This window comes from Paraburkholderia sp. 35.1, from assembly GCF_050436525.1.
GTDB classification, from domain to species: Bacteria; Pseudomonadota; Gammaproteobacteria; order Burkholderiales; family Burkholderiaceae; genus Paraburkholderia; species Paraburkholderia tuberum.
Window position 1 is genome coordinate 3,126,597 of record NZ_JBNDMJ010000003.1, and the last position, 22,941, is coordinate 3,149,537.

At 64.0% G+C, this 22,941-nt stretch carries 18 protein-coding genes; 8 read left to right on the forward strand and 10 right to left on the reverse strand.

Annotation, left to right across the window (positions count from 1 at the left end; all coding sequences use genetic code 11):
• The first annotated feature begins 119 nt into the window (after window positions 1-119).
• From uvrA to OKW27_RS34640, 4 genes are all read left to right on the forward strand, one after another.
• Window positions 120-6,068 carry an excinuclease ABC subunit UvrA gene (gene uvrA, locus OKW27_RS34625; RefSeq protein WP_429336081.1) on the forward strand — a complete coding sequence of 1,983 codons (5,949 nt, stop codon included), beginning with the start codon at window positions 120-122 and terminating at the stop codon, window positions 6,066-6,068.
• 740 nt (window positions 6,069-6,808) lie between these two features.
• The gene (locus tag OKW27_RS34630) at window positions 6,809-7,801 is read left to right on the forward strand and encodes a GlxA family transcriptional regulator (RefSeq protein WP_090803900.1); all 993 of its coding nucleotides are present in this window, start codon (window positions 6,809-6,811) and stop codon (window positions 7,799-7,801) included.
• A 116-nt stretch (window positions 7,802-7,917) separates the two neighbouring features.
• Entirely contained in the window at window positions 7,918-8,469 is a 552-nt protein-coding gene (gene rfbC / locus OKW27_RS34635; RefSeq protein WP_429336082.1) for a dTDP-4-dehydrorhamnose 3,5-epimerase, read from the forward strand.
• Window positions 8,466-9,029 carry a GNAT family N-acetyltransferase gene (locus OKW27_RS34640; RefSeq protein WP_429336083.1) on the forward strand — a complete coding sequence of 188 codons (564 nt, stop codon included), beginning with the start codon at window positions 8,466-8,468 and terminating at the stop codon, window positions 9,027-9,029. Before rfbC ends, OKW27_RS34640 begins: the two co-directional genes overlap by 4 nt.
• 25 nt (window positions 9,030-9,054) lie before the next feature.
• Here the strand turns inward: OKW27_RS34640 and OKW27_RS34645 are convergent, their stop codons facing one another.
• From OKW27_RS34645 to OKW27_RS34655, 3 genes are all read right to left on the reverse strand, one after another.
• A complete protein-coding gene (locus OKW27_RS34645; protein WP_013089029.1) occupies window positions 9,055-9,216 on the reverse strand; it encodes a DUF1328 domain-containing protein in 162 nt (53 codons plus the stop codon).
• A gap of 57 nt (window positions 9,217-9,273) precedes the next feature.
• Window positions 9,274-9,438 (reverse strand): hypothetical protein, encoded by a 165-nt coding sequence (locus tag OKW27_RS34650; RefSeq protein WP_429336084.1) that lies wholly within the window; start codon window positions 9,436-9,438, stop codon window positions 9,274-9,276.
• 203 nt (window positions 9,439-9,641) lie between these two features.
• Window positions 9,642-10,271, reverse strand: coding sequence for a LysE/ArgO family amino acid transporter (locus OKW27_RS34655; protein WP_018418582.1), 630 nt, complete (start codon window positions 10,269-10,271; stop codon window positions 9,642-9,644).
• 117 nt (window positions 10,272-10,388) lie between these two features.
• Here OKW27_RS34655 and OKW27_RS34660 point away from each other — a divergent pair, with 117 nt between their 5' ends.
• Entirely contained in the window at window positions 10,389-11,282 is an 894-nt protein-coding gene (locus OKW27_RS34660; RefSeq protein WP_184062124.1) for a LysR family transcriptional regulator ArgP, read from the forward strand.
• A gap of 36 nt (window positions 11,283-11,318) precedes the next feature.
• Here OKW27_RS34660 and OKW27_RS34665 read toward each other — a convergent pair whose 3' ends face one another.
• A complete protein-coding gene (locus tag OKW27_RS34665) occupies window positions 11,319-12,269 on the reverse strand; it encodes a LysR substrate-binding domain-containing protein (protein ID WP_429336085.1) in 951 nt (316 codons plus the stop codon).
• Window positions 12,270-12,438: 169 nt separating this feature from the next.
• Between OKW27_RS34665 and OKW27_RS34670 the strand changes: the two genes are divergently transcribed.
• On the forward strand, window positions 12,439-13,611 hold the full coding sequence (locus OKW27_RS34670) for a M20 aminoacylase family protein (RefSeq protein ID WP_429336086.1): 1,173 nt from the start codon (window positions 12,439-12,441) through the stop codon (window positions 13,609-13,611).
• A gap of 60 nt (window positions 13,612-13,671) precedes the next feature.
• Window positions 13,672-15,078, forward strand: a complete 1,407-nt coding sequence (locus OKW27_RS34675) for an MFS transporter (protein ID WP_429336087.1) — start codon at window positions 13,672-13,674, stop codon at window positions 15,076-15,078.
• An 85-nt stretch (window positions 15,079-15,163) separates the two neighbouring features.
• Here OKW27_RS34675 and OKW27_RS34680 read toward each other — a convergent pair whose 3' ends face one another.
• The 3 genes from OKW27_RS34680 to OKW27_RS34690 form a co-directional block, all read right to left on the reverse strand.
• Window positions 15,164-16,165, reverse strand: a complete 1,002-nt coding sequence (locus tag OKW27_RS34680; protein WP_429336621.1) for an NADP-dependent oxidoreductase — start codon at window positions 16,163-16,165, stop codon at window positions 15,164-15,166.
• Between the two features lie 95 nt (window positions 16,166-16,260).
• On the reverse strand, window positions 16,261-17,070 hold the full coding sequence (locus OKW27_RS34685) for an oxidoreductase (RefSeq protein WP_184062121.1): 810 nt from the start codon (window positions 17,068-17,070) through the stop codon (window positions 16,261-16,263).
• A 109-nt stretch (window positions 17,071-17,179) separates the two neighbouring features.
• Complete coding sequence (locus tag OKW27_RS34690; RefSeq protein WP_429336088.1) at window positions 17,180-17,788, reverse strand: TetR/AcrR family transcriptional regulator; 609 nt, start codon at window positions 17,786-17,788, stop codon at window positions 17,180-17,182.
• A gap of 92 nt (window positions 17,789-17,880) precedes the next feature.
• Between OKW27_RS34690 and OKW27_RS34695 the strand changes: the two genes are divergently transcribed.
• Window positions 17,881-19,326: a DEAD/DEAH box helicase gene (locus OKW27_RS34695; RefSeq protein ID WP_429336089.1), complete on the forward strand. Its 1,446-nt coding sequence runs from the start codon at window positions 17,881-17,883 to the stop codon at window positions 19,324-19,326.
• A gap of 50 nt (window positions 19,327-19,376) precedes the next feature.
• On the opposite strand, the gene OKW27_RS34700 is transcribed toward OKW27_RS34695, so the two are convergent.
• Genes OKW27_RS34700 through OKW27_RS34710 form a run of 3 tightly spaced genes read right to left on the reverse strand, consistent with a single transcriptional unit; the run spans window position 19,377 to window position 22,265 of the window.
• The gene (locus OKW27_RS34700; RefSeq protein ID WP_429336090.1) at window positions 19,377-20,381 is read right to left on the reverse strand and encodes a substrate-binding domain-containing protein; all 1,005 of its coding nucleotides are present in this window, start codon (window positions 20,379-20,381) and stop codon (window positions 19,377-19,379) included.
• A 29-nt stretch (window positions 20,382-20,410) separates the two neighbouring features.
• Window positions 20,411-21,451: an ABC transporter permease gene (locus OKW27_RS34705; RefSeq protein ID WP_429336091.1), complete on the reverse strand. Its 1,041-nt coding sequence runs from the start codon at window positions 21,449-21,451 to the stop codon at window positions 20,411-20,413.
• Window positions 21,444-22,265, reverse strand: a complete 822-nt coding sequence (locus OKW27_RS34710) for an ATP-binding cassette domain-containing protein (RefSeq protein ID WP_221307813.1) — start codon at window positions 22,263-22,265, stop codon at window positions 21,444-21,446. The genes OKW27_RS34705 and OKW27_RS34710 overlap by 8 nt, the downstream gene beginning before the upstream one ends.
• Window positions 22,266-22,941 lie beyond the last annotated feature (676 nt).

The following is a 22,941-nucleotide window of genomic DNA, read 5'->3' on the forward strand; positions in this document are numbered from 1 at the left end:
AGTATCCCCCTACAGCCAGGCTTCCGGGCGCTCCTCGCGCCGACCCGGCTGCACCGAACTTGCGCGGTCGCGAGAGCCGGCCGTGAGAGGTGACCCACTCCTTCAGACGGTCGGAAAAATTGTCCTCCAACGACGCAACCCTTGACACCCTCGCTGACACTCCCCAAGGCGGCAACCCGAGCGGCAACAAGATCCAGGGCACGATTCGCATTCGCGGCGCCCGCCAGCACAACCTGAAAAACGTCGACCTCGACGTGCGCACCGGCGAAATGACGGTCGTCACGGGGCCGTCCGGCTCGGGCAAGTCGAGCCTCGTGTTCGACACGCTGTATGCGGAAGGCCAGCGCCGCTACGTCGAAACCTTCAGCGCGTACGCGCGCCAGTTCCTCGACCGGATGGATCGGCCGCAGGTCGACCGCGTCGACGGCGTGCCGCCCGCCATCGCGATCGACCAGACCAACCCTGTGCGCAGCTCGCGCTCCACGGTCGGCACGATGACCGAGCTCAACGATCACCTGAAGCTGCTGTACGCGCGCGCGGCCGAGCTGTTCGACCGCCAGAGCGCGTATCTGGTGCGGCACGACACGCCGGAGACGATCTACGCGGAACTGCTCGAGCGCACCGCGCAGGAGGAGCCGCGGCTCGTCGTCACGTTCCCGGTCGAGCTGCCGGAGTCGGCGTCCGCGCAGGAGGTCGAGCAGTGGTTGTCGGCGAGCGGCTATACGCGCGTGCAGGCGCAGCGCGAAGTCGATTCGCCGACCGGCAAGCGCAAGCTGCTCGACGTCGTCGCCGACCGCTTCCGGCTGCGCTCGGTGGATAAAGCACGCGCGATCGAGGCGATCGAGGCATCGCTGAAGCGCGGCGGCGGGCGCGTCAATATTTACGTGCTGCCGGCTACCTCGGACGAGCCGCAGGCCGAAGCCGCCGAGCCGCGCATCTGGCGTTTCTCCACCGGCTTGCACAGCCCCGAAAGCGATCTGCGCTATGCCGATCCGCAGCCCGCGCTGTTCTCGTTCAACTCGGCCTATGGCGCTTGCGATGCCTGCCGCGGTTTTGGCCGCGTGATCGGCGTCGACCTCGGTCTCGTGATCCCCGACGCGCGCAAGACGCTGCGCGAAGGTGCGGTCAAGCCGATGCAGACGCCCGCGTGGAAGGAGTGCCAGGACGACCTGATGCGCTACGCGGCGAAAGCCGACATCCGCCGCGACACGCCGTGGGGCGAGCTCAGCGAGCGCGAACGCAACTGGGTCATCAACGGCTCGCCGGACTGGAACGGCAAGTGGCAGACGCATTGGTACGGCGTCAAACGCTTCTTCGACTATCTCGAATCGAAGGCGTACAAGATGCATATCCGCGTGCTGCTGTCGAAATACCGCAGCTACACGCCGTGCGAAACCTGCGGCGGCGCGCGTCTGAAAACCGAATCGCTGCTGTGGCGCCTCGGCAGCAAGGCCAATGCGAACGACGTGCTCGCGCCCGCGCAGCGCTTCATGCCGCGCGGCGTGAAGTGGTCGCGCGCGCAGCTCGAGGCGTTGCCGGGCCTGACCGTGCACGATCTCATGCTGATGCCGATCGAGCGCATCCGCCGCTTCTTCGACGGCATCACGCTGCCGAGCGCGTTGCTCGACGACGCGCTGAAGCTGCTGCTCGCCGAAGTGCGCACGCGCCTCAAGTATCTATGCGACGTCGGTCTCGGCTATCTGACGCTCGACAGGCAAAGCCGCACGCTGTCGGGCGGCGAGGTGCAGCGTATCAACCTGACCACCGCGCTCGGCACATCGCTGACCAAGACGCTGTTCGTGCTCGACGAGCCGAGCATCGGCCTGCATCCGCGCGACCTGAACCGCATCGTCGAAGCGATGCACCGGCTGCGCGACGCGGGCAATACGCTGGTCGTGGTCGAGCATGATCCGTCGGTGATGCTCGCGGCGGACCGGCTCATCGACATGGGTCCGGGACCGGGCGAGCGCGGCGGCTCGATCATTTTCGACGGCGTGCCCGAGGCGATCCGCTCGACCGGCACGCTGACCGGCGAGTACCTCGGCGGCCGGCGCCATGTCGCGGATGCCGCGCACTGGTCGCGTCGCGCGGTCGACGCGAGCACGCCGCGCATCGTGCTCGAAGGTGCGAGCGAGCACAATCTGCGCGACGTCACGGTCGAAATTCCATTGCAGCGGCTCGTCTGCGTGACCGGCGTGTCGGGTTCCGGCAAATCGACGCTGCTGCAGGACGTGCTGTATCCGGCGATGGCGCGCCACTTCGGGCTCGCCACCGAAGCGCCGGGCGCGTTCAAGGCGCTGAACGGCGCGGACCGGGTCACCGACGTCGTGTTCGTCGACCAGTCGCCGATCGGCAAGACCGCACGCTCGAATCCGGCCAGCTACGTCGGCGCGTTCGACGAAATCCGCAAGCTGTTCGCGAAGGCACCGCTCGCGCAACAGCGCGGCTACGGCCCCGGCATGTTCAGCTTCAATTCGGGCGACGGCCGCTGCCCGACCTGTGGCGGCTCGGGCTTCGAGCACATCGAAATGCAGTTCCTCTCCGACGTGTACCTGCGCTGCCCCGATTGCGACGGGCGCCGTTATCGCGCGGAAATTCTGGAGGTGAAGATCGAGCGCGGCCAGCCGGCGCGCGGGTTGAGCATTGCCGACGTGCTCGAACTGACCGTCAGCGAGGCTGCCGCGTACTTCGCGCAGGACGCCGAAGTATTGCGCGTGCTGCAGCCGATCGTCGACGTCGGGCTCGAATATGTGAAGCTCGGCCAGCCCGTGCCGACGCTGTCGGGCGGCGAGGCGCAGCGGCTCAAGCTCGCGGGCTTTCTCGCGGAGTCGGCACAGGCGCGCGGCGCACGCGGCGCGAAGCAGGTGATCGCGAAGCGTCTGTTCATGTTCGACGAACCGACCACGGGTCTGCATTTCGACGACATCGCGAAGCTGATGCAGGCGTTCGGCAAGCTGCTCGCGAGCGGTCATTCGCTGATCGTGATCGAGCACAACCTCGACGTGATCCGCGCGGCCGACTGGATCATCGACCTCGGTCCCGAAGGCGGCGACGGCGGTGGCCGCGTGTTGTGCGCGGGCACGCCGGACGAAGTGAAAGCGTGCGCCGAATCGCATACCGGCGAGGCGTTGCTGCAATACGACCGCGCGATGGACACCGCAACCGCGGCGGAGCCCCAGGGCATCCCGCTGCAGAAGGCCCTGAGCGCGGCCCGCGCACGTCGCGCGATCGAAGGCGAGGACGTGGTGCGCATCGTCAACGCGCGCGAGCACAACCTGAAGGCGCTCGACGTCGACATTCCGCACGGCAAGTTCAACGTGATCACCGGCGTGTCGGGCTCGGGCAAATCGACGCTCGCGTTCGACATCCTGTTCCACGAAGGTCAGCGGCGCTACCTCGAATCGCTGAACGCGTATGCCCGCTCGATCGTGCAGCCAGCCGGACGGCCCGAAGTCGACGCGGTGTACGGCATTCCACCGACCGTCGCGATCGAGCAGCGGCTCTCGCGCGGCGGTCGCAAGAGTACCGTCGCCACGACCTCGGAGGTGTGGCACTTCCTGCGTCTGCTGTACGTGAAGCTCGGCTTGCAGCACTGCATTCACGACGGCACGCCGGTCACGTCGCAAAGCGCCGAATCGATCGCGGCGCAGTTGCTGCGCGATCACAAGGGCCAGCACGTCGGCTTCCTCGCGCCGCTCGTCGTGAACCGCAAGGGCGTCTATACCGACCTCGCGAAATGGGCAAAAGCGCGCGGCAATACGCATCTGCGTGTGGACGGCGAGTTCGTGCCGGTCGATCCGTGGCCGAAGCTCGACCGTTTCCGCGAGCACACGATCGAGCTGCCGGTCGCTGACCTCGTCATCTCGGCCGATCATGAAGCGGAGCTGCGCGAAGCGCTCGATCAGACGCTCGACATCGGTAAAGGCATCATGCATCTGCTCGCGCCGCTCGACGGTCTGCACGACGCGCTCAATGGCGGCGAGTCCACCGCGAAGCTCGGCGACGTGAAGGTGCTGTCGACCAAGCGCGCGTGTCCGGTGTGCGGCACGAGCTACCCCGAGCTCGATCCGCGCATGTTCTCGTACAACAGCAAGCATGGCTGGTGCACGAGCTGCGTCGGCACGGGGCTGTCGCTGACGCGCGAGCAGCGGGCCGCGTACGACGACACGATCGTCGACGACGACAATCGCGGTCGCGAGCAGAGCCTGCCCTCGGAGGAGCAGGAACCGGAAGGACTCGTCGACGAGCCGTGTCCGGATTGCGCGGGCACGCGTCTGAATCCGGTCGCGCGCGCGGTCACGTTCGACTCGCAGGCGATCGTCGATGTCGCGCAATGGACGGTGTCCGACACGCGCGCGTGGATCGATACGCTGCGGATGACGGGCCGCGACGCCGAAATCGCGCGCGACGTGGTCAGCGAAATCGGCAGCCGGCTGCAGTTCCTCGAAGAAGTCGGGCTCGGCTATCTGAGCCTCGATCGCGCGGCGCCGAGTTTGTCGGGCGGCGAAGCGCAGCGCATCCGGCTCGCCGCGCAGCTCGGCAGCAATCTGCAGGGCGTGTGTTACGTGCTCGACGAGCCGACCATCGGTCTGCATCCGCGCGACAACCAGATTTTGCTGAACGCGCTGCGCAAGCTCGGCGACAAGGGCAATACGCTCGTCGTCGTCGAGCATGACGAAGATACGATCCGGCGCGCGGATCACATCATCGATATCGGGCCGGGCGCGGGCAAGCGCGGCGGCACTCTGATCGCGCAGGGCAGCGTCGCGGACCTGTCCGCGCAGCCCGATTCGCTGACCGGGCGTTTCCTCGCGCAGCCGATCGTGCATCCGCTGCAGCCGCGCCGCGAGGTCGTCGCGCCGGGCAAGCGTGCGGCCGCGGTGCCGGAGAACTGGCTCACCGTGCATGGCGGCAAGCTGCATAACCTGCGCGACGTGACGGTCGGCATTCCGCTCGCGCGGCTTGTCGCGGTGACGGGCGTCAGCGGCTCCGGCAAATCGACGCTCGCGCGCGACGTGCTGATGACCAATCTGCTCGATGCGGTCGGGCGCTCGGTGCTGTCGTCGCCGGCCACGCGCCGCGCGCGTGCGGCCGCCGAGGAGAAGCCGGCCGCGAACCGGCGTTCGAGCGTGCTCGCGCGCTCGGCGCCGCGCGCGCCGCTGAACGTCACGCACATATGGCAGGGCTGCGATTCGGTCACCGGCTGGGAAAGCATCGACCGCGTGCTGGAAGTCGATCAGACGCCGATCGGCAAGACGCCGCGTTCGTGTCCCGCCACCTACATCGGCGTGTGGGATGCGATCCGCAAGCTGTTCGCGGGCACGCTGGAGGCGCGCGCGCGCGGCTATACCGCGTCGCGTTTCTCGTTCAACACGGGCGAGGGCCGTTGCCCCGCATGCGAGGGCCAGGGCGTGCGCACGATCGGCATGAGCTTCCTGCCCGACGTGAAGGTGCCGTGCGACGTCTGCCACGGGCAGCGCTTCAATCCGGAGACACTCGCGGTCACGTGGCGCGGCAAGAACATCGGCGACGTGCTGACCATGGAAATCGACGAAGCGGTCGAGTTCTTCGCGTCGATTACGAACATCGGGCATCCGCTGCAACTGATGAAAGACGTCGGGCTCGGCTATCTGACGCTCGGTCAGCCATCGCCGACGCTGTCGGGCGGCGAGGCGCAGCGCATCAAGCTCGTCACCGAGCTGAGCAAGGTGCGCGACGACATCACGCGGCGTGGCCAGAAGCCGCCGCACACGCTGTACGTGCTGGACGAGCCAACGGTCGGCCTGCACATGGCGGACGTCGCGAAGCTGATTCGCGTGCTGCACCGGCTCGTGGATGGCGGGCATAGCGTCGTCGTCATCGAGCACGATCTCGACGTGATCGCCGAAGCGGACTGGATCATCGACCTCGGTCCGGAGGGCGGTGTGGGCGGCGGTACGATCGTTGCGGCAACGGATCCGGAAAGCCTGTCGCGCGTGGCCGCGAGTCACACGGGCAAGGCTCTGCGGCCGGTGCTCGCGCGCACGGCCGCTGCGGCGACGCTGGCCGGCGAAGGGACGAATGGCTGAGGCGACGAATGGCTGAGGCACGGTGACGAGCGGTGGCGCGGCCGTTGCAACCTTCGCAGGTTGCAACGGCCGGCGCCTCGTCGCGTGTCCGCCACATATGATTGCTGCGCTGCATCCAATCATACGAAGTTCGATCAATGCGGCGCATGCGCGCTTTTAAATCATACGAAAGAGGCCAGCGATGTTTCAAAATAGAAACATTTTTAGAACTCCCCATAAATCAGCATTTTGATATTAATTTGTCGTGCGGAGCGAATGCCACGGAAATGCCTAATGCCGCGGGCAATAAATTTACGCTTTGCGAATAAACTACCGAATTGGCCGGACATAATAGGGCGATAAGCAGTTCACAATTGAAACATTTTTGAACCGCGCAAGAAACGTACTCGGTAACGCGCAATGGCCGGGCTTCGCATTATCGGCAACTTTGTCCGAATGCGCGAGAGTGCCGTCCATCAAGGCTTTGCGGTAAGATCTCCTCAAGCTCTTCGCGCGGCTTGCATAGTTGCCCGGCCTGTCGCGCGCTTATATCAATCGCTCAATAACCGCTTTTCCTCAGACATGGGCTGTCCTGATGAAACTCGTTTTTCAAATTTACTATAGCGATCCATTCCGCTAACATCACGCTTAATCCTTTATGCGGCGTGAGTCTGCTTTTTCGCCGTAATAACGCATTCTCTCGTTCCGTCTGATGGCGGGGCAAATCGGGGTCCGCAACGTATGACCGTTTGGGGAAGATCATGCCGCATATGCACCTTGATACAACGAGAATTACGTGGCTACACACGCCCGCTTTGAACGTCCGTACTGCAGCGCGGCGAATCGGCATTCTGCTGTTCGACGGCTTCTGGCTGCTTGGCCCCGGTACCGTCGTGGAAATGTTCCAGACCGCCAATGAGTTCGCGGGCACGCGAGCGGGCGAAGATCCGCCCTACGAAGTGCAGTTCCTGTCGATGGACGGCGGCAATGTCGCCAGTTCGTCGTCGGCGCGCATCTGGACTGACCACATCGACACGCGCTTTGGCGGCGGTTTCGACGTGCTGTTCATCGCTGGCGGCTACGGCGCCCACGTGGCCGCGCGCGACGAACGCCTGCTGAACTGGCTGCGCGCCGTGCAATCGCGCACACGCGCGATCGAAACGATCGGCGAGGGGCGCCTCGTGCTCGAAGCGGCCGGCCCGACCGAGCATGACGGCCTGATGAGCCGCTATCCGGGCGCGAGCGCCAGCGAAGGCGCGTTCAGCGCGGCCAACGACCGTCACGACTGCGCCCGCAGCGCGCTGATGTTCATCAAGCGCGACCTGGGCGCCGAGCTTGCGCGCAGCGTCGCCGATCGCGTGATGCCCGGCATGGCTGCGACGTGGGTGCCGCTGCCGGCCGAGGGCGGCACGCTGAGCGTCGCCGAAAAGATTCGCGCGGCCGCGCGCTGGATGGAGGCCAACTGCGACCGTCCGGTCTCGGTCGCCGATGCCGCGCAGGTCGCCGCAATGAGCGAGCGCAATTTCCTGCGCCGTTTCAAGCACGAGATGCAGATCACGCCGTCGGACTACCTGCTGCAGGTGCGGCTGCGTATCGCGTGCAACTTCCTGACCGAGACCGAATTGCCGGTCGACAAGATCGCGCGTCGCAGCGGCACCGGCAACGGCGATCGTCTCGCGAAAATTTTCCGCAAGCGTATGGCTTTGTCGCCAACCGAGTATCGCGCCCGCAGCCGGGCGGCCAGTGAGGCGTAGCATGTATCTTTAGCATGCGATAGGGCGCCCGCGTTGCGGGCGCGCCTCGTCTGTCGGACGCGGTCGCGAGAGCGGCCGTATGTTCGCTGGCCAGCCTTTTTACGAGCACAGTGGCGATGGGCAACAGGGTCATGGCGACGGCATTGCCGGAGGTGAAACTCATCGAGCCGGAAGTGTTCATCGACGAGTTCGGCTTCTGCTTCGAGAGTTTCAGCGCGGACGAGTTTTCGGACGACGTCGCGCAAGGTTTCAACTTCGTGCAGGACCGCCATCTGCGCGCCGTGCATGGCGTGCTGCGCGGCTTGCACTACCAGGTGCAGCGTCCCCAGGGGCGGCTGCTGCGCGTCGTGCGCGGCGAGATCTTCGACGTCTCGGTCGACGTGCGCCTGAACTCACCGAACTTCGGCAAATGGAGCGGCGAATATCTGAGCGAAGCCAACCATCGGCAGATCTGGGCGCCGCCCGGTTTCGCGCACGGCTTCGTCGTGCTGTCCGATGTCGCCGAATGCATGTGGAAGACCACCGAGTACTGGTTCCCCGAACTCGAGCGCTGCCTGCTGTGGTCCGATCCCGATATCGGCATCCAGTGGCCGATCGACTTTCAGCCCATCCTCGGCAGCAAGGATGCGGCGGGCCGTCGTCTGTACGAGGCTGAAAACATCTCGTGAACGACAGGGCCAACCCTACACGTCGGGCATCCAGTCAGTACGAGGTGCTCAACGCGAAGCGTCGCGCAAGCCATCCGCAATCCGTTCCGGTCCGCTATGGGTGTCGCGCGTTTGCGCCGCTCGGCGCGCAGGGGCTCAATTGCACGTGCCATGTCGCGGTGTATGAAGGACACATCGCCGGCACGATGACGCTTTATGCTTCGGATGGCGAAGCATCGTACGAGCTATACCGGCACGGCGATGTCGCGAGCCTGCGTCAGTTCGCGGTCGATCCCGCATGGCAGAGGCGCGGCATCGGCACGTTACCGATCGCGTTCGCCGAACGTTGGGCCGCGAGGCGTGGCTATGCGCAACTCGCACTCGATACGCCGCGACCGGCCACGCAGCAGATCACGTTCCATGACGCCGCAGACGTATGCGGCCTGAGCAGAGTTGAAGCGCCCGATGCTTCGGCAACTATTGCAATATGCTGCGGCAAGTATTGCAACGGCGGAAGCGGCCGCGCAATCCTCAACGCGGTACCCACGCAGCGTGGCCAGTTCGCATCGGGCGAGGCGTGAATTCACCGAACGCTGTATGCAGCCGTCAGCGTCGGATCACGCCCATCAGCAGGGTGACGAGGAAGATCACCAGGAAGATGAAGAACAACACCTTGGCGATTTCGGTTGCGCCCGCGGCAATGCCTCCAAAGCCGAACACTGCGGCGATGATGGCGATGATGAAGAAAATCACAGCGTATCGAAGCATGGTGCCTCCACCGGTGGATTGTTGAAATGACGTTTGAACGGCGCCCCGTTGCGTACGTCACGCGGCTTCACGGGTGAGATGCCGGCGAGCGGATTTCAGCAATAGATGTGCCATCGCTTGCTTGCCGCCGACGTTCCAGCGATTCACGATCAGATAGCCGACGAGCGCCGCCCGCCAAGCGCAGCGGTCCACCGCGCGCGGCGGCTGGCCCGTCGACGACATCCGCGGCCTCGCGCTGCGTCTGCCGGAGGTCGAGACGGGGCGCTATTTCGATGCCCAGGCGAAGGAGGCTTGCCAGCAGTCGCTGCTGAAGTGGCCGGTGCTCGCGCGGCTGATGAACCTCGTGCCGCGCGACGAAGCCGATGCGCCCGCCGCGCGAGGCGAGCCGCAAGAATCGGCGCTGAAATCAGGCCCGCGTCGAACGCTCAACGCAATTGCGTGAACGCGAGCAGCAACACCATGCTGCCGATCGCGCCATCCAGCACGCGCCACGCGGTTGCGCGGCGAAACAGCGGCGCGAGCATGCGAGCGCCATAGCCGAGTGCGACGAACCACACCGCGCTGACCGTCATCGCGCCGAGCGCGAAGGCGACCCGCGCGCCTTCCGGTTCACGCGCGCCGGCCGTGCCGATCAACAGAAACGTGTCCAGATAGACGTGCGGATTGAGCCACGTGAACGCAAGCGTCATCAGGATGATCGGCAGCGCGCGTTGCGCAGGCGGCGCCTGATCGCGGGACGCGCCGGCCGAGCCATCGAGCACCGCGTGTCCGGGCCGCACCGCGCGGCGCAGCGCGCTGATGCCGAACCAGGCGAGATACGCGAGCCCAACATAGAGCATCGCGTGCACGAAGCGCGGGAAACGCTCCATCAGCACCGCGGCGCCGCCGACGCCCGCGCCGATCAGAATGAAATCGGACAACGTACACAACAGCACGATCTTGCCGACATGCGAGCGCATGATGCCCTGCCGCAGCACGAACGCGTTCTGCGCGCCGATCGTAACGATCAGCGACGCGCACAGCGCCGCGCCATGGGAAAAAGACAACCAGTTCATAAATGGTCCGGAAAAAGGAAAGCAGCGGGGATAGACGGGAAAATCCAACAGCGCTAGTCTGCGGGTCGGCATCTCATAAGAGAAGCTAATTTGCTTAATGCCGATTAAGGAACGCTAATGCTCGACTACGCCTTGCTCGACGCGCTGGCCGCCGTGGTCCGTCACGGCTCGTTCGACCGTGCCGCGAGCGAGCTCAATATCACGCCGTCCGCGGTGTCGCAGCGGGTCAAGCTGCTCGAGGAGCGCGTCGGCAGCGTGCTCGTGAAGCGTGGGCAGCCGTGCGTCGCGACCACCTCGGGCGCGCTGCTATGCCGCCATACCGAACGCGTGCAACTGCTCGAAGCCGAGCTGAAAGGCCGCCTGCCGGCACTGCCCGGCGCGCTCGTCGAGCAGTGGCCGGCACTGCGCGTCGCGGTCAACGACGACAGCGTCGGCACCTGGTTCATCGACGCGGTCGCGCCGTTCTGCGTCGAACGCGAAATGCTGCTCGACCTCGTGATCGACGACCAGGACTACACCGCGCAGCGCATTCGCGACGGCAGCGTGCAGGGCGCGATCACGACGCAGGCCGAACCGGTGCAGGGCTGTCGCTCGACGCGCCTCGGCCGCATGCGATACCTGGCGGTGTGCTCGCCGGCGTTTTTCGCGCGCTATTTCGCCGACGGCGTCACGCGCGACAGCCTGCGGCGCACGCCGTGCGTCGACTTCAATCCAAAGGATCAGCTGCAAAAGCGCTTCATGCGGCGCATTACGCGCGCGGAGCTCGATCCGCCGCTGCACTGGATTCCGCACGTCGCCGGTTTTTTGCGCGCGTGCGTGATGAGCCTCGGCTGGGGTATGTGCCCCGAGCGGATGATCGCCGGGCATTTGCAGCGCGGCGAACTGGTCGAGATCGCGCCGGGCAAGCATATCGACGTCGATCTGTACTGGCAGAGCTGGCGTCTGTCGATCGGCTGGCTCGACGATTTCAGCGCGATGCTCAGAAAGCGGGCGGTAGAGTTTCTCGATTGACCACGCGGCGGGCCGCATGAAAAACCGCGCCAGCCGTTACAGCAACAGCTCGATCGAATGAAACAGGCGGCGCTGTGGCGCGTCCTGCGAGCGCGCGCCTTCGTCGATCGTCTCGCGCAGGCAGTCGAGAAAGCAGGCGGCCGCCGGGCTCGTGGGCGCGCCACGCCGCGACGTGATGCTGACGATGGTTTCGTCCAGCGTTTCACGCAGCGGCAGCGCCCACAGGTTTTCCTTCGCGCGTATCACCTCGACGAGCGGCCACGGAAAGACGCTGACCATATCCGTGTGCGCGAGCAAGCCCAGCACGATCGCGAGCGAATGCGCGAGCACGATCGTGTGCGGCACCGGCATGCCGCGCTTGACGAACAGATTGTTCGACATCGACTCGCGGCTCGCCGGGTCCCAGTTCAGTATCCATTCCGCGTCTTGAAGGTCGAGCAACGTGCGGCAACCGGCCTTCGGATGGTCGCGCCGCGCGACCACCGCCGCGTGCGTCGAAAAGAGCGGCGCGTTCTGAAACTCCGACTGCGGCGACGCGGGCGGCGGCCGGCCGATCGAAAAATCGAGGCTGCCGTCGCGCAGACGCGGCTGCACGACCGCGAGCAGGCCTTCGAAAAATTCCAGTTGCACCTCCGGCATCCGCTCGCGAAAGCGCCGCACGGCGGGCGGCAGAAAAGTCAGCGCGACCCACGGCGTGACGCCGATCGACAGCTTGCCGGCGGCGGCTCCGCGCAACCCCTCGATCTCGGCTTGCGCGCGCTGCAACTGGCCGAGCACGAGCCGCGCATGCACGACGAGCGCGCGCCCGAACTCGGTGAACGCGACACCGCTCGCGCTGCGCACGACGAGCGGCGCGTGCAGATCGGCTTCGAGCTCGCGCATCGCCTTGGTCACGGCGGCCGGGGAAAGCCCCAGCGAGCGGGCGGCCGCCCGGATACTTCCGGTATCGGCGATCGCCGCCAAGGTATTGAGCTGATGCAGTTTCATTCGAATGAGAGGCGAGACGGGGGCAACCAAGGGTTGGCACCGCAACGATTCTACGCCTGCCGCCCGAATATCGGCGCCGCTATGCTGGGTTCACGCTGACAGGGGCGCAACCAGTTGCATGGGATCGGACTAAGCGCTGAAGCGCCAGGTCCGATCGACAGGAGACGGCATGAACACGATGGTCATTCCGGCGGGCATCGCCGAAGTCGAACAGGAAATGATCGCGCTGCGACGCAGCATCCACGCGCATCCGGAGCTCGCCTACGAGGAGTTCGCAACCGGCGATCTGGTCGCCGATCGCCTGCGGGAGTGGGGTTACAGCGTCCATCGCGGCTTGGGGCAGACCGGCGTGGTCGGGCAACTGAAGCTCGGCCACGGCACGCGCCGGCTCGGCCTGCGCGCTGACATGGACGCGCTGCCGATCCAAGAAACCACTGGCCTGCCGTACGCGAGCAAGCTGCCCGGCAAGATGCACGCATGCGGTCACGACGGCCATACGGCGATGCTGCTCGCCGCCGCCAGGCATCTGGCGCGCGAAAAAAGCTTCGACGGCACGCTGAATCTGATCTTCCAGCCGGCCGAGGAAGGGCTCGCCGGCGCGAAGAAAATGCTCGACGACGGCCTGTTCGAACAGTTTCCCTGCGACGCCGTGTTCGCGATGCACAACATGCCGGGCTTTCCTACGGCCAAGCTGGGCTTCATGCCGGGGTCGTTCATGGCGTCGTCGGATACGGTGATCATCAAGGTGATCGGCCGCGGCGGCCATGGCGCGGTGCCGCACAAGGCGGTCGATCCGGTCGTCGTGTGCGCGCAGATCGTGCTCGCGCTGCAGTCGATCGTGTCGCGCAACATTGCGCCGCTCGATATGTCGATCATCACGGTCGGCGCGATTCACGCGGGCGAAGCGCCGAACGTGATCCCCGAAACCGCCGAGATGCGCCTGTCGGTGCGCGCGCTGCGGCCCGAGGTGCGTGACCATCTGCAGCAGCGCATCACCGAGGTCGCGACCGGGCAGGCGGCCGTGTTCGGCGCGCGCGCCGAGGTCGACTATCAGCGTCGCTACCCGGTGCTCGTCAACGATGCGGCCATGACCGCGCTCGCGCGCCAGGTCGCGCTCGACTGGCTGGACGTCGACGGGCTGATTCACGACATGCAACCGCTGACCGGCAGCGAGGACTTCGCGTTCCTGCTCGAACGCTGCGCGGGCAGCTATCTGATCATCGGCAATGGCGACGGCGAGGGCGGCTGCATGGTCCACAACCCCGGCTACGACTTCAACGACGCTTGCCTCGCGACCGGCGCGGCCTACTGGGTCAAGCTCGCGCAGACGTTCCTCGTTTGACGCGGCGGCGGCGCGCGAGCGCCTTGCCGTAGCAGCCACAAGATAATGACGGAGACACAGATGGACTATTCAGCCACACCGCGGTCCGCGAGCGCCAATGGGCTCGATGCGCTCGATGCGCAGCGCCTCGCCGATGAACCTAAAAAGCGCGTCGGCCACGCGAAGGCGATCGCCGCGATCACGCTCGGCAACGGCCTCGAGTTTTTCGACTTCACGATTTACAGCTTCTTCGCGACGATCATCGGCAAGCTGTATTTCCCGGTCGAAGGTCAGCTCGTGCAGCTGATGCTCGCGGTCGGCACGTTCGGCGTCGGCTTCATCATGCGGCCGGTGGGCGGCATCGTGCTGGGGGGCTACGCGGACCGCGCCGGACGCAAGGCCGCGATGAGCCTGACGCTGTGGCTGATGACGCTCGGTTCCGCGATCATCGCGTTCGCGCCGACCTATGCGGCGATCGGCGTCGCGGCGCCGCTGCTCGTGATTCTCGCGCGGCTGATCCAGGGTTTCGCGCTGGGCGGCGAGGTGGGCGCATCGACGGCGCTGCTGCTCGAATACGGCAGCGATCGCACGCGCGGCTTCTACGGGAGCTGGCAGTTCGTGAGCCAGGGGATGAACACGGTGGCGGGCTCGCTGCTCGGCGTTGCCCTGGCCGCGACGCTGTCGCCGGCCGCGCTCGAAAGCTGGGGCTGGCGCGTGCCGTTCGTGATCGGCATGGCGATGGGGCCGGTCGGCATCTATATCCGGCGGCATCTCGACGAGACGCTGCCGGGTGTTGAAGATGGCACGGCAGCGTCTGGCGGCGCTGTTGCGCAGGCTGCTTCGGATACCGCTGCGAAGCCCGCTGCGCAAGTTCCGTCGCTACCTGTGCGCGACCTGTTCCGCGACCACGCGCGCTCGATCACGACCGGCGTGCTGACGACGATCGGCGGCACCGCGGCGAACTACATCGTGCTGTTCTACCTGTCGACGTACGCGATCCGCATCCTGCATCTGCCGATGACGACCGCGCTGTGGGCCGCGTGGACCGGCGCGGTGGTCACGGTGATCTGCTCGCCGTTCGCGGGCGCGCTGTCGGATCGGGTCGGCCGCAAGCGCGTGCTGTGGGTATCGCGCGTGCTGCTGATTCTCGCCGTCTACCCGGCCTTCATGACGATCAACGCGTCGCCGACGGTGCCGGTGCTGCTTGCGGTGGTCGCGGGCCTCGCGCTGCTCGTCACGTTCACCGCGGTGCCCAATATCGTGATGCTGCCCGAGCTGTTTCCGCGCGCGATCCGCGCGACCGGCATGTCGATCGTGTACTGCCTCGGCGTGTCGGTCTTCGGCGGCTTCGCGCAGTTTTTCGCGACCTGGCTGATCCAGATTTCGGGCAGCAATCTCGCGCCGGCGTGGTATCTGATCGGTTGCAGCGTCGTGTCGTTGCTGCCGTTGCCGTTCATGCGAGAGACCGCGGGTAGGGCGATCGATTGACGTGATGGCGATCGGGGTCCGCTGAAAAAAGAGGCGCGATCTTTTCGATCGCGCCTCTTTTGCCATTTGCCCTGCTTCACGCTGACTATCGGATCTTGATGACAACCTTACCCTTTGTGCGTCCGGTTTCGACGTAAGCCAAAGCCTCCTGGGTCGACTCGAACGGAAAGACCCGATCGATGACGGGTCGTATCGCTCGCGCGTCGATCAGTGCGGCAATCCGGCTGAGCTGTTCTCCGCTGGCCCGCATAAAGAGAAATGTATAGCTGACGTCATGACGTTTCGCGGCCTTCCTGATGCGATAACTCAGAAAGCGCATCACCGTTTTCAGGAACCACGACGCACCGATCTCTTTCGCAAATTCGGCATCAGGCGGACCGGCGATCCCGATGAGCTTGCCGCCGGCCTTGAGCACACGCAGCGACTTCTCGAGCGCATTGCCGCCTTGCGTATCCAGTACCAGGTCGTAGTCCTTCAGGATGGTCGCAAAGTCGTCTTTCCTGTAATCGATGACGATATCCGCGCCGAGTTGCTTCACCAGTTCGATATTTTGCGCGCTCGCTGTTGTCGCGACGGTCGCGCCCACATGCTTCGCCAGTTGAATGGCGAAGCTGCCGACACCGCCCGAGCCGGCATGTATCAGCACTTTCTGCCCTTTCTTCAATTGCCCTTTTTCGATCAGCGCCTGCCAGGCGGTCAATCCAACCAGCGGGATTGAAGCCGCTTCCTCCATCGTGAGTGCTGTCGGCTTGAGGGCCACGCCATCCTCTTTGACCGAGATGAATTCCGCGAAAGTGCCGATGCGATCCTTGTGCGGGCGCGCGTAGACCTCGTCGCCGGGCTTGAATCGCCGCACGCGCGAGCCGACGCGCACGACAACCCCTGCCAGATCGTTGCCCAAAATCAGCGGCAAACGATAGGGCAAAATGAGCTTGAACTCTCCGTCTCTGATTTTGGCATCGAGCGGGTTCACGCCCGCGGCGTGGATCTGGATCAATACGTCGTCCTCGCGCGGCTCTGGAACCGGCATATCGCCGGCTCGTAAGCCATTCTTGCGTCCATATCGATCGACGACGAATGCTTGCATCATGGTTCCTTGTCAGTGGCTCGTTAAGTCTGGTTGTTTCGCTGGCAATAGCACGGATGCAGAGCCTTTGAACAGGGAGGAGACAGTCACGTCGCCTACGTTGCCAGCCGCAGATCTTTGCGGATACCGGCGTCCACCAGTCCAGCGGGCGCAAATCTGCGCAGCAATCGCAGACGGGCGGCGAGTCCGCCAGCGGTATAGCGGAGTTTCGGACGAGCCGCGATGGCGGCCTGCAGTACGGTTTCGGCCACGACCTCGGGACCGTCGGCGCCCTCGACCACTTCCTTCACTCGCTTGTCCACGGCCGAGCGCACCTCGCGGTATTCGTCGAGAGGGGCGTCGGGCGCGATCAAGTTCGCGTCGAAAGGCGTCTTGATGTAGGCAGGTTCAATGACCGATACGCGGATGCCCAGCGTACGCAACTCATGGTCGAGCGACTCCGAATAACCTTCCACCGCGTGCTTGGTGGCGGAATACAGCGCCATATAGGGCATTGGCAGAAAACCGAGCACGGAACCGATGTTGATGATGCGGCCGCTGCGTTGTCGCCGCATATGAGGCACGACAGCACGCGTCATGCGGATGATCCCGAAGAAGTTCGTATCGAAGATCGTGCGTGCCTGGTCGATCGAACTCTCTTCCGCGGCGGCAGGGGCGACGCCGAAACCGGCATTGTTCACCAGCAGGTCGATGCGGCCCTGCAGGCGCAGCACTTCGCTGACGGCGGCTGCAACGGATGCATCGCTGGTCACATCGAGCGGCAGCATGTCGAACGACTGTTGGCCGGCTCGTTGGCCGCGCCGACTGGTACCGTAGACCTTGTATCCGGCCTTCGCAAGCCGCTTTGCCGTGGCTTCGCCGATTCCTGACGAGGCGCCCGTCACGAGCGCTATTTTGGTTTGCATGATGTTCTTCCCAAGATGTCTTTGCGTGGTTGGTTGAGCATTCGTTTCACTAAAATATGATGATGGTCATATTTGTGGTCCAACGAAAACCGGCACAGGGCCGGCGTATTTACGCTTCAGTCGGTGCGAGTTTTTTCAATGCCGCTTCAAGAAAACTCTCCGATAGTTTGGGGTCGTCGACGGCACGCGCCATCACCATCGTGCCAACCATTGTGGCGACCATCAAAAGCGCCTGTTCGTGCGCGCCTGGCTGACCCCAATCGGGCAATTGGCGCGCAACGACATCGATCATCTCCTTGATGCGGCGGGTGGCCGCGCGCCGTACGGCCGGCGCCTGGCGCGGCATCTCCGAGCCGAGGGCAGAGATCGGGCAACCTGTCTCAATGCTCTCGCAATGCTCCTTCGACAGATAGGCGCGCATCATCGCCGGCAACGCCTGTTCCGGGGGCACGGACGCGGCGATACGCTCCGACAGCGCCACGGATTCAGCTCCGGCGCGGTCAGCGGCTTCGGCAAGCAGCACCTCGCGCGACGGGAAATGGGCATAGAAGCCGCCATGCGTCAGACCTGCCTCCTTCATGATGTCAGCCACGCCCGTGCCGTCGTAGCCGCTGCGCCGGATCGCGCGTGCGGCGACCTCGACGATGCGCTCATGCGTGATTTCCTTGCGGCTGGCTGGCTTCCGGGTGATGGGTGGATTTTTCATGATGACCATCATATATCATTCCGGCGGGATTTGCAGGGGCCATCCAGAGACCGACGGTTCAGGCGGTAACCGCTAGAATTGCGGCTTTAGCCCGGAATACGCCAATGTCTTTTGCCTCGCTTGGCCTGATCGATCCCTTGCTGCGCAATGTGCAGGACCTCAATTACCAGACACCTACGCCGGTGCAGGCCAAGGCGATTCCTGCCGTGCTCAGTGGCAAGGACGTCATGGCTGCGGCGCAGACCGGCACTGGCAAAACGGCGGGTTTTGCGCTGCCGCTGTTGCAACGGCTGGTGCAACACGGCCCGGCGGTGTCCAGCAACCGCGCGCGGGTTCTGGTGCTGGTGCCCACGCGTGAACTGGCCGAACAAGTGCTGCAAAGCTTTATCGCTTACGGCAACGGCCTCGACTTACGATTTCTGGCCGCCTACGGCGGTGTGAGCATCAACCCGCAGATGATGAAGTTGCGCAAAGGCGTGGACGTGCTCGTCGCCACGCCGGGCCGTTTGCTAGATCTCCATCGCCAGAACGCGGTGCAGTTTGATCAGGTACAAACGCTGGTGCTGGATGAAGCCGACCGCATGCTGGATCTGGGCTTTGCGCGCGAACTCAACGCCGTCTTTGCTGCCTTGCCCGCTCAGCGCCAGACCCTGCTGTTCTCTGCCACGTTTACCGATGATATCCGCGCCATGGCGGCGGGCATTCTGCGCGGCCCGGTCAATATCAGCGTCAGCCCGCCCAATGCCACGGCCAGTAAGATCAAGCAGTGGGTGGTGCCGGTGGATAAAAAGAACAAGCCCGACCTCTTCATGCACCTTGTGGCTGAGAACGACTGGAAGCACGCGCTGGTGTTCGTCAAAACCCGCAATGGCGTGGATTACCTGGCGGCCATGCTGGATGAAGCGGGCTATGCGGTCGACACCATCCACGGCGACAAACCGCAACCCGCGCGCCTGCGTGCGCTGGAGCGCTTCAAGACGGGCGAAGTACATATGCTGGTCGCTACCGATGTGGCTGCGCGCGGGCTGGATATCGACGATCTGCCGCTGGTGATCAACGTTGATCTGCCGATCGTGGCGCAAGACTATGTGCACCGTATTGGCCGTACCGGCCGAGCGGGCGCCAGCGGCGTGGCGGTGTCCCTTGTGTGCGCCGATGAAGCCCCGCAACTGGCCGCGATTGAAGCGCTGATCCGGCAAACGCTGCCCCGTGAAGAAGAGCCGGGTTTTGAAGCCGAACACCGCGTGCCGCAAACTAGCGCCACGGGCCAGATCATCAAGAAACCCAAAAAGCCTAAGAAGCCCAAAGTGCCGCAAGCTGCGCCGGGCGCCATGGAGTTGCTCAGCAAAAAACCGCGCCCGCAAAGTGGCGAAAACAAACGCAAGCCCGCGGCGCAACGCGCTGTGGCCGCGGGTAAAGGCGCAAGCTTGTCCAGCGGTAGCCCATTCAGCGTGCAAAAGCCACGCAGCAAACCGGCCAGCAAGCCAGTTGCGGGTTCACGTAAGCCGGCTGGCAAACCCGCTGGTGGTCGCGGCAAACGCCAACCCTGATCCGTGTGTGACGGCAACGCACGCGCCATTCCATCTCACATCATCCGACCTTAGCGGATTCCGCGTTTGATCAACGGAATGAGCGAGTCGATCGTCGCAGGTGTTTGGACACCTGCGCCGGTGTTGATGGTCAGTCCCGCGAAATGATAAGCAGCCGAGAGCACGCATTGCGTGACCGGCAGGAAGCCTTGCAGATAGAGTTGCTGGTCGAGCGTCGCGGTAATGTATTTGCTCTGCAGCCCCGAAATCGTGGCCGGTGCCAGATCGATGCCACCAATGATGATTTGCCCCGGCTTCTTGCCAGCCTGCTGGAGCGCCTGCGGAATGAACCCGGTTACACCGCCGTGCTGAGTCCCAATCGCCCTCAGATTAGGGTGCGCCTGGATAAAGGCGACCAGGATCGGCACGGCGAGCGATGAATCGGAATCCACCTGAGGTGAGATATTGAGCCTGGTCACCTTTACGCCGGCCTTCTCCAGCGTTTCGGCAAGACCACGGTCAGACTGACTGCGCACACTCTCGTTGAACACACCGTATTCCAGCGCCTCGTCGCCCTTCTTGATCCCAGCGTTGAGCATCGCCTGCGCGGTGATCTGCCCGCCGACGTAGAGTTCGACGCCGGCGTAGCCGAAGCCCTTCGCGTCGTAAAGTTTCTGGTTCTCGGGTAGCGGCGTGTTGCCGACGGTAACGATGATGCCCTGGTCTACCGCCTGCTTGATCAGTGGCGCGAAGGCTGGATCGCCCGGATGGCCCATGATGCCGATGCACGTCGGATGCGCCGCCATCGCCTGGCGAAACTGCGCAAGCATTGTCTCTGGGCTCCAGGCCGAGAACTGCTCGATCACCTTGATGCCTAAGGCATGCGCCGCGTCCGCAGCCCCGGTCTGACGTGGCAGCGTCGCGCCGTCGCCAGGGTTTCCGCCCATCTGCATATACATTGTCATACCGGCCCCGAGCGGCCCCGTCGTGGTCGGCTCGGTGGCACCGGCCGTCTGCGCGAGGCCAAACGCGAGAATACTCGCCCCCAGGAGGGATCCCGTCATGATCTTGATCATTTCTGCTCCTTTCTCCTGATTTAACGGCTTTATCGCCCCCCAAGCCTGAATCTTTCGCGCAACACGCGCAGCTTGGCGGGATTCTCTACCAACAGATGCAGCGTCACAGCGACGATGAACACCACCCCTTCGATCGCCTGTACCCAGAAGCCGGCGATACCTGTCGCAACGATTCCGGCCTCCAGCATGCCAATCACGAAAGTGCCGAAGAAGGTACCCACGATCGTCGCCGTGCCACCAAACACCGAGGTTCCGCCGATGAACACGCCGGCCAGCGCCGGCAGCAGATAGCCCTGCCCCTGGGTTGAAAAATAGTTCAGATTCTCGAGCGTGAGCAGCACCGTGGCGAAACCGGCCAGCACACCCATCAGCGTGAACAATTTCACTGTCTCACGCACGACATTGATGCCCACGACCTTCGCCACGTTTCGGTTGTCTCCGATGAACAGCAGGTGCTCGCCAAAACGGTGACGATTGAGGATGAACCACATGAACGCTGCAAGCCCGAGCGCCCAGAGCGCTTGCATCGGGACCACACCGAACAACGTGCCCGCGAATACTGCATAGGCTGAACCGTTGGCGAGCTCCTGTAGCGCATTGGAGAGCCCGCCGGACAGGATCGAAGCAACCCCAGCCCAGAGGAACTGCGTGCCGATTGTCACGATGATCGAAGGCACACCGACCACCGCGACCAGCACCCCGTTCACCACGCCGACCAGCGCGCCGCCCGCCAATGCCGCGATCACGGCTAGCCAGGCTGATCCGGTGGTGTTCACGCACCAGGCGAACAGAAAGCCCGAGAATGCCATCACGGAGGGGAAGGACAGATCAATTTCCCCCGCCGCAACCACCAGAGTGAGCCCGATCGCCAACACCGCCAGCGGTGGCACGGTGGTCAGGAACGAGAAGTAGATTGGCCAGCCTAAAAAGACGCGCGGTGCGGTTGCCATGAACAGGCCGACCACCAACGCGAACACGACCAGGCTCGGCACTCCCTCGATGCGTGCAAAATCCGGCAGGCGAAAACGCACCAGCCGCGCCGGCTGTTCGTCTTTTATCGGATCACTCACGTCCTTGCCCCGCAGCCAGCGCCGGCCCGTGCCCGCTCTGCTGTAGCGAAATCAAGAACCGGGTGAGTTCCTCGAGGCTCATCTCACCCGACTTCATATCCGCGACGATCCGGCCACGATCGAGCACGACGAGCCGATCGGCGAGCTCGTGCACATGGGCGAGGTTATGTTCGATGTAGATGCAGGCGCGGCCGGACTCCTTGATCGACCGGACGAAGTCGAGAACCTTGCGTACCTCGCTAATGGCAAGCGCAACCGTGGGTTCATCGAGAATGATCAGATCGCTGTCGAAATACATCGCCCGTCCGATCGCGATGCCCTGGCGCTCGCCACCGGAGAGTTTCGCAATCAGCGAATCCGCGTCGATCCCCACGCCGCGGAAACCGAGCTGGCGCTTCAAAATATCATTGGCAATGCGCCGCTGTTCGGCAACTTTGATGAAGCCGAACCGGTTGGTGATCTGCCGGCCGACAAAAAAATTACGCCACAGCGGCTGCTTCTCGCCCAGCGATTTTTCCTGATAGACCGTCTCGAAGCGCAGTCGGTGCGCCTCGCGCACCGAAAAGCGGTTCCAGTCGACCTCCTCGTCCCGGATGAACAGCTTGCCCGTGCTCGGCCGCACGACACCGGTCAGTACCTTGATGAGCGTCGACTTACCCGCGCCGTTATCACCGATCAGGCCGACGATCTCGTTCCGCCCAATGGCCAGATCGATGCCGGAAAGCGCCCGTATCTTGCCGTAGGACAGGCTGATACCTTGGGCGCGCACGATATGCTGATAGGCGCACGTACCGGGCGCTGCCTGGTTCGGCATCACGCCACGCTCCAGCTCGAATGACCCACAGCGATGTTGTGAACGACGACAGCCATAGATCTTTCCCCTTTGCTTATCGATCGCCGCATCAACTTACATTGGAAGTGTCCCTGAAATTTAGCAAGCCTTAGAGTCCAGTTCAAGAATCGCTTACGAGACCGCTTATATTTCATCGGGAAAATATTAGTCCTGGGCACTTGAACAACGCACAACCTGAGGGATAGAAGAAGCGCGTCAGAAGGGTCCCACAGGACGAGCGGCCACAAACGCCCGGTCAAAAAAGCGCAAAAAGCAGAGGTATCGGCATGCATCCGCCACGCCAGCGGCTATTCTTCAGACGCTACGACTAACGCGTTTCAGGCCGGCTCTGCGGGTCGTCGTCAGCCATTCCGCGCCCACGCGGAAAGGGGGGTATGTCACGTCCAGAACTTCAGATGAGCAACCCCGTCAGCTTCGGTCCCACATACGACTTCGGACCTGGCGGGGTATGGGCCATGCCCGCCGGAGCAACGCCCCCGTGCTGCGGTGGCAACTGGGTCAGTAGATGGCGAAGGCTTGTCGACAGGGTGGAACTCGACACGACGCAGATGCTGTCGTGAAAATCATTTGGGCGGGACAACTCCGGTAGGTCGGCGATGAATTGCTCCATTCGCGCGAGGCTTATCCAGTCTGCCTG

Bases quoted from the DNA above. Each gene is read 5' to 3' on its own strand.
- OKW27_RS34645 (WP_013089029.1), bottom strand. From the start codon at position 9,216: ATGCTTCGATACGCTGTGATTTTCTTCATCATCGCCATCATCGCCGCA.
- OKW27_RS34660 (WP_184062124.1), top strand. From the start codon at position 10,389: ATGCTCGACTACGCCTTGCTCGACGCGCTGGCCGCCGTGGTCCGTCAC.
- OKW27_RS34665 (WP_429336085.1), bottom strand. From the start codon at position 12,269: ATGAAACTGCATCAGCTCAATACCTTGGCGGCGATCGCCGATACCGGA.
- OKW27_RS34690 (WP_429336088.1), bottom strand. From the start codon at position 17,788: ATGATGGTCATCATGAAAAATCCACCCATCACCCGGAAGCCAGCCAGC.
- OKW27_RS34710 (WP_221307813.1), bottom strand. From the start codon at position 22,265: ATGCCGAACCAGGCAGCGCCCGGTACGTGCGCCTATCAGCATATCGTG.
- OKW27_RS34680 (WP_429336621.1), bottom strand. From the start codon at position 16,165: ATGCAAGCATTCGTCGTCGATCGATATGGACGCAAGAATGGCTTACGA.
- OKW27_RS34695 (WP_429336089.1), top strand. From the start codon at position 17,881: ATGTCTTTTGCCTCGCTTGGCCTGATCGATCCCTTGCTGCGCAATGTG.
- OKW27_RS34630 (WP_090803900.1), top strand. From the start codon at position 6,809: ATGCCGCATATGCACCTTGATACAACGAGAATTACGTGGCTACACACG.
- OKW27_RS34655 (WP_018418582.1), bottom strand. From the start codon at position 10,271: ATGAACTGGTTGTCTTTTTCCCATGGCGCGGCGCTGTGCGCGTCGCTG.
- OKW27_RS34700 (WP_429336090.1), bottom strand. From the start codon at position 20,381: ATGATCAAGATCATGACGGGATCCCTCCTGGGGGCGAGTATTCTCGCG.
- OKW27_RS34650 (WP_429336084.1), bottom strand. From the start codon at position 9,438: ATGTCGTCGACGGGCCAGCCGCCGCGCGCGGTGGACCGCTGCGCTTGG.
- OKW27_RS34685 (WP_184062121.1), bottom strand. From the start codon at position 17,070: ATGCAAACCAAAATAGCGCTCGTGACGGGCGCCTCGTCAGGAATCGGC.
- OKW27_RS34675 (WP_429336087.1), top strand. From the start codon at position 13,672: ATGGACTATTCAGCCACACCGCGGTCCGCGAGCGCCAATGGGCTCGAT.
- OKW27_RS34670 (WP_429336086.1), top strand. From the start codon at position 12,439: ATGAACACGATGGTCATTCCGGCGGGCATCGCCGAAGTCGAACAGGAA.
- rfbC (WP_429336082.1), top strand. From the start codon at position 7,918: ATGGGCAACAGGGTCATGGCGACGGCATTGCCGGAGGTGAAACTCATC.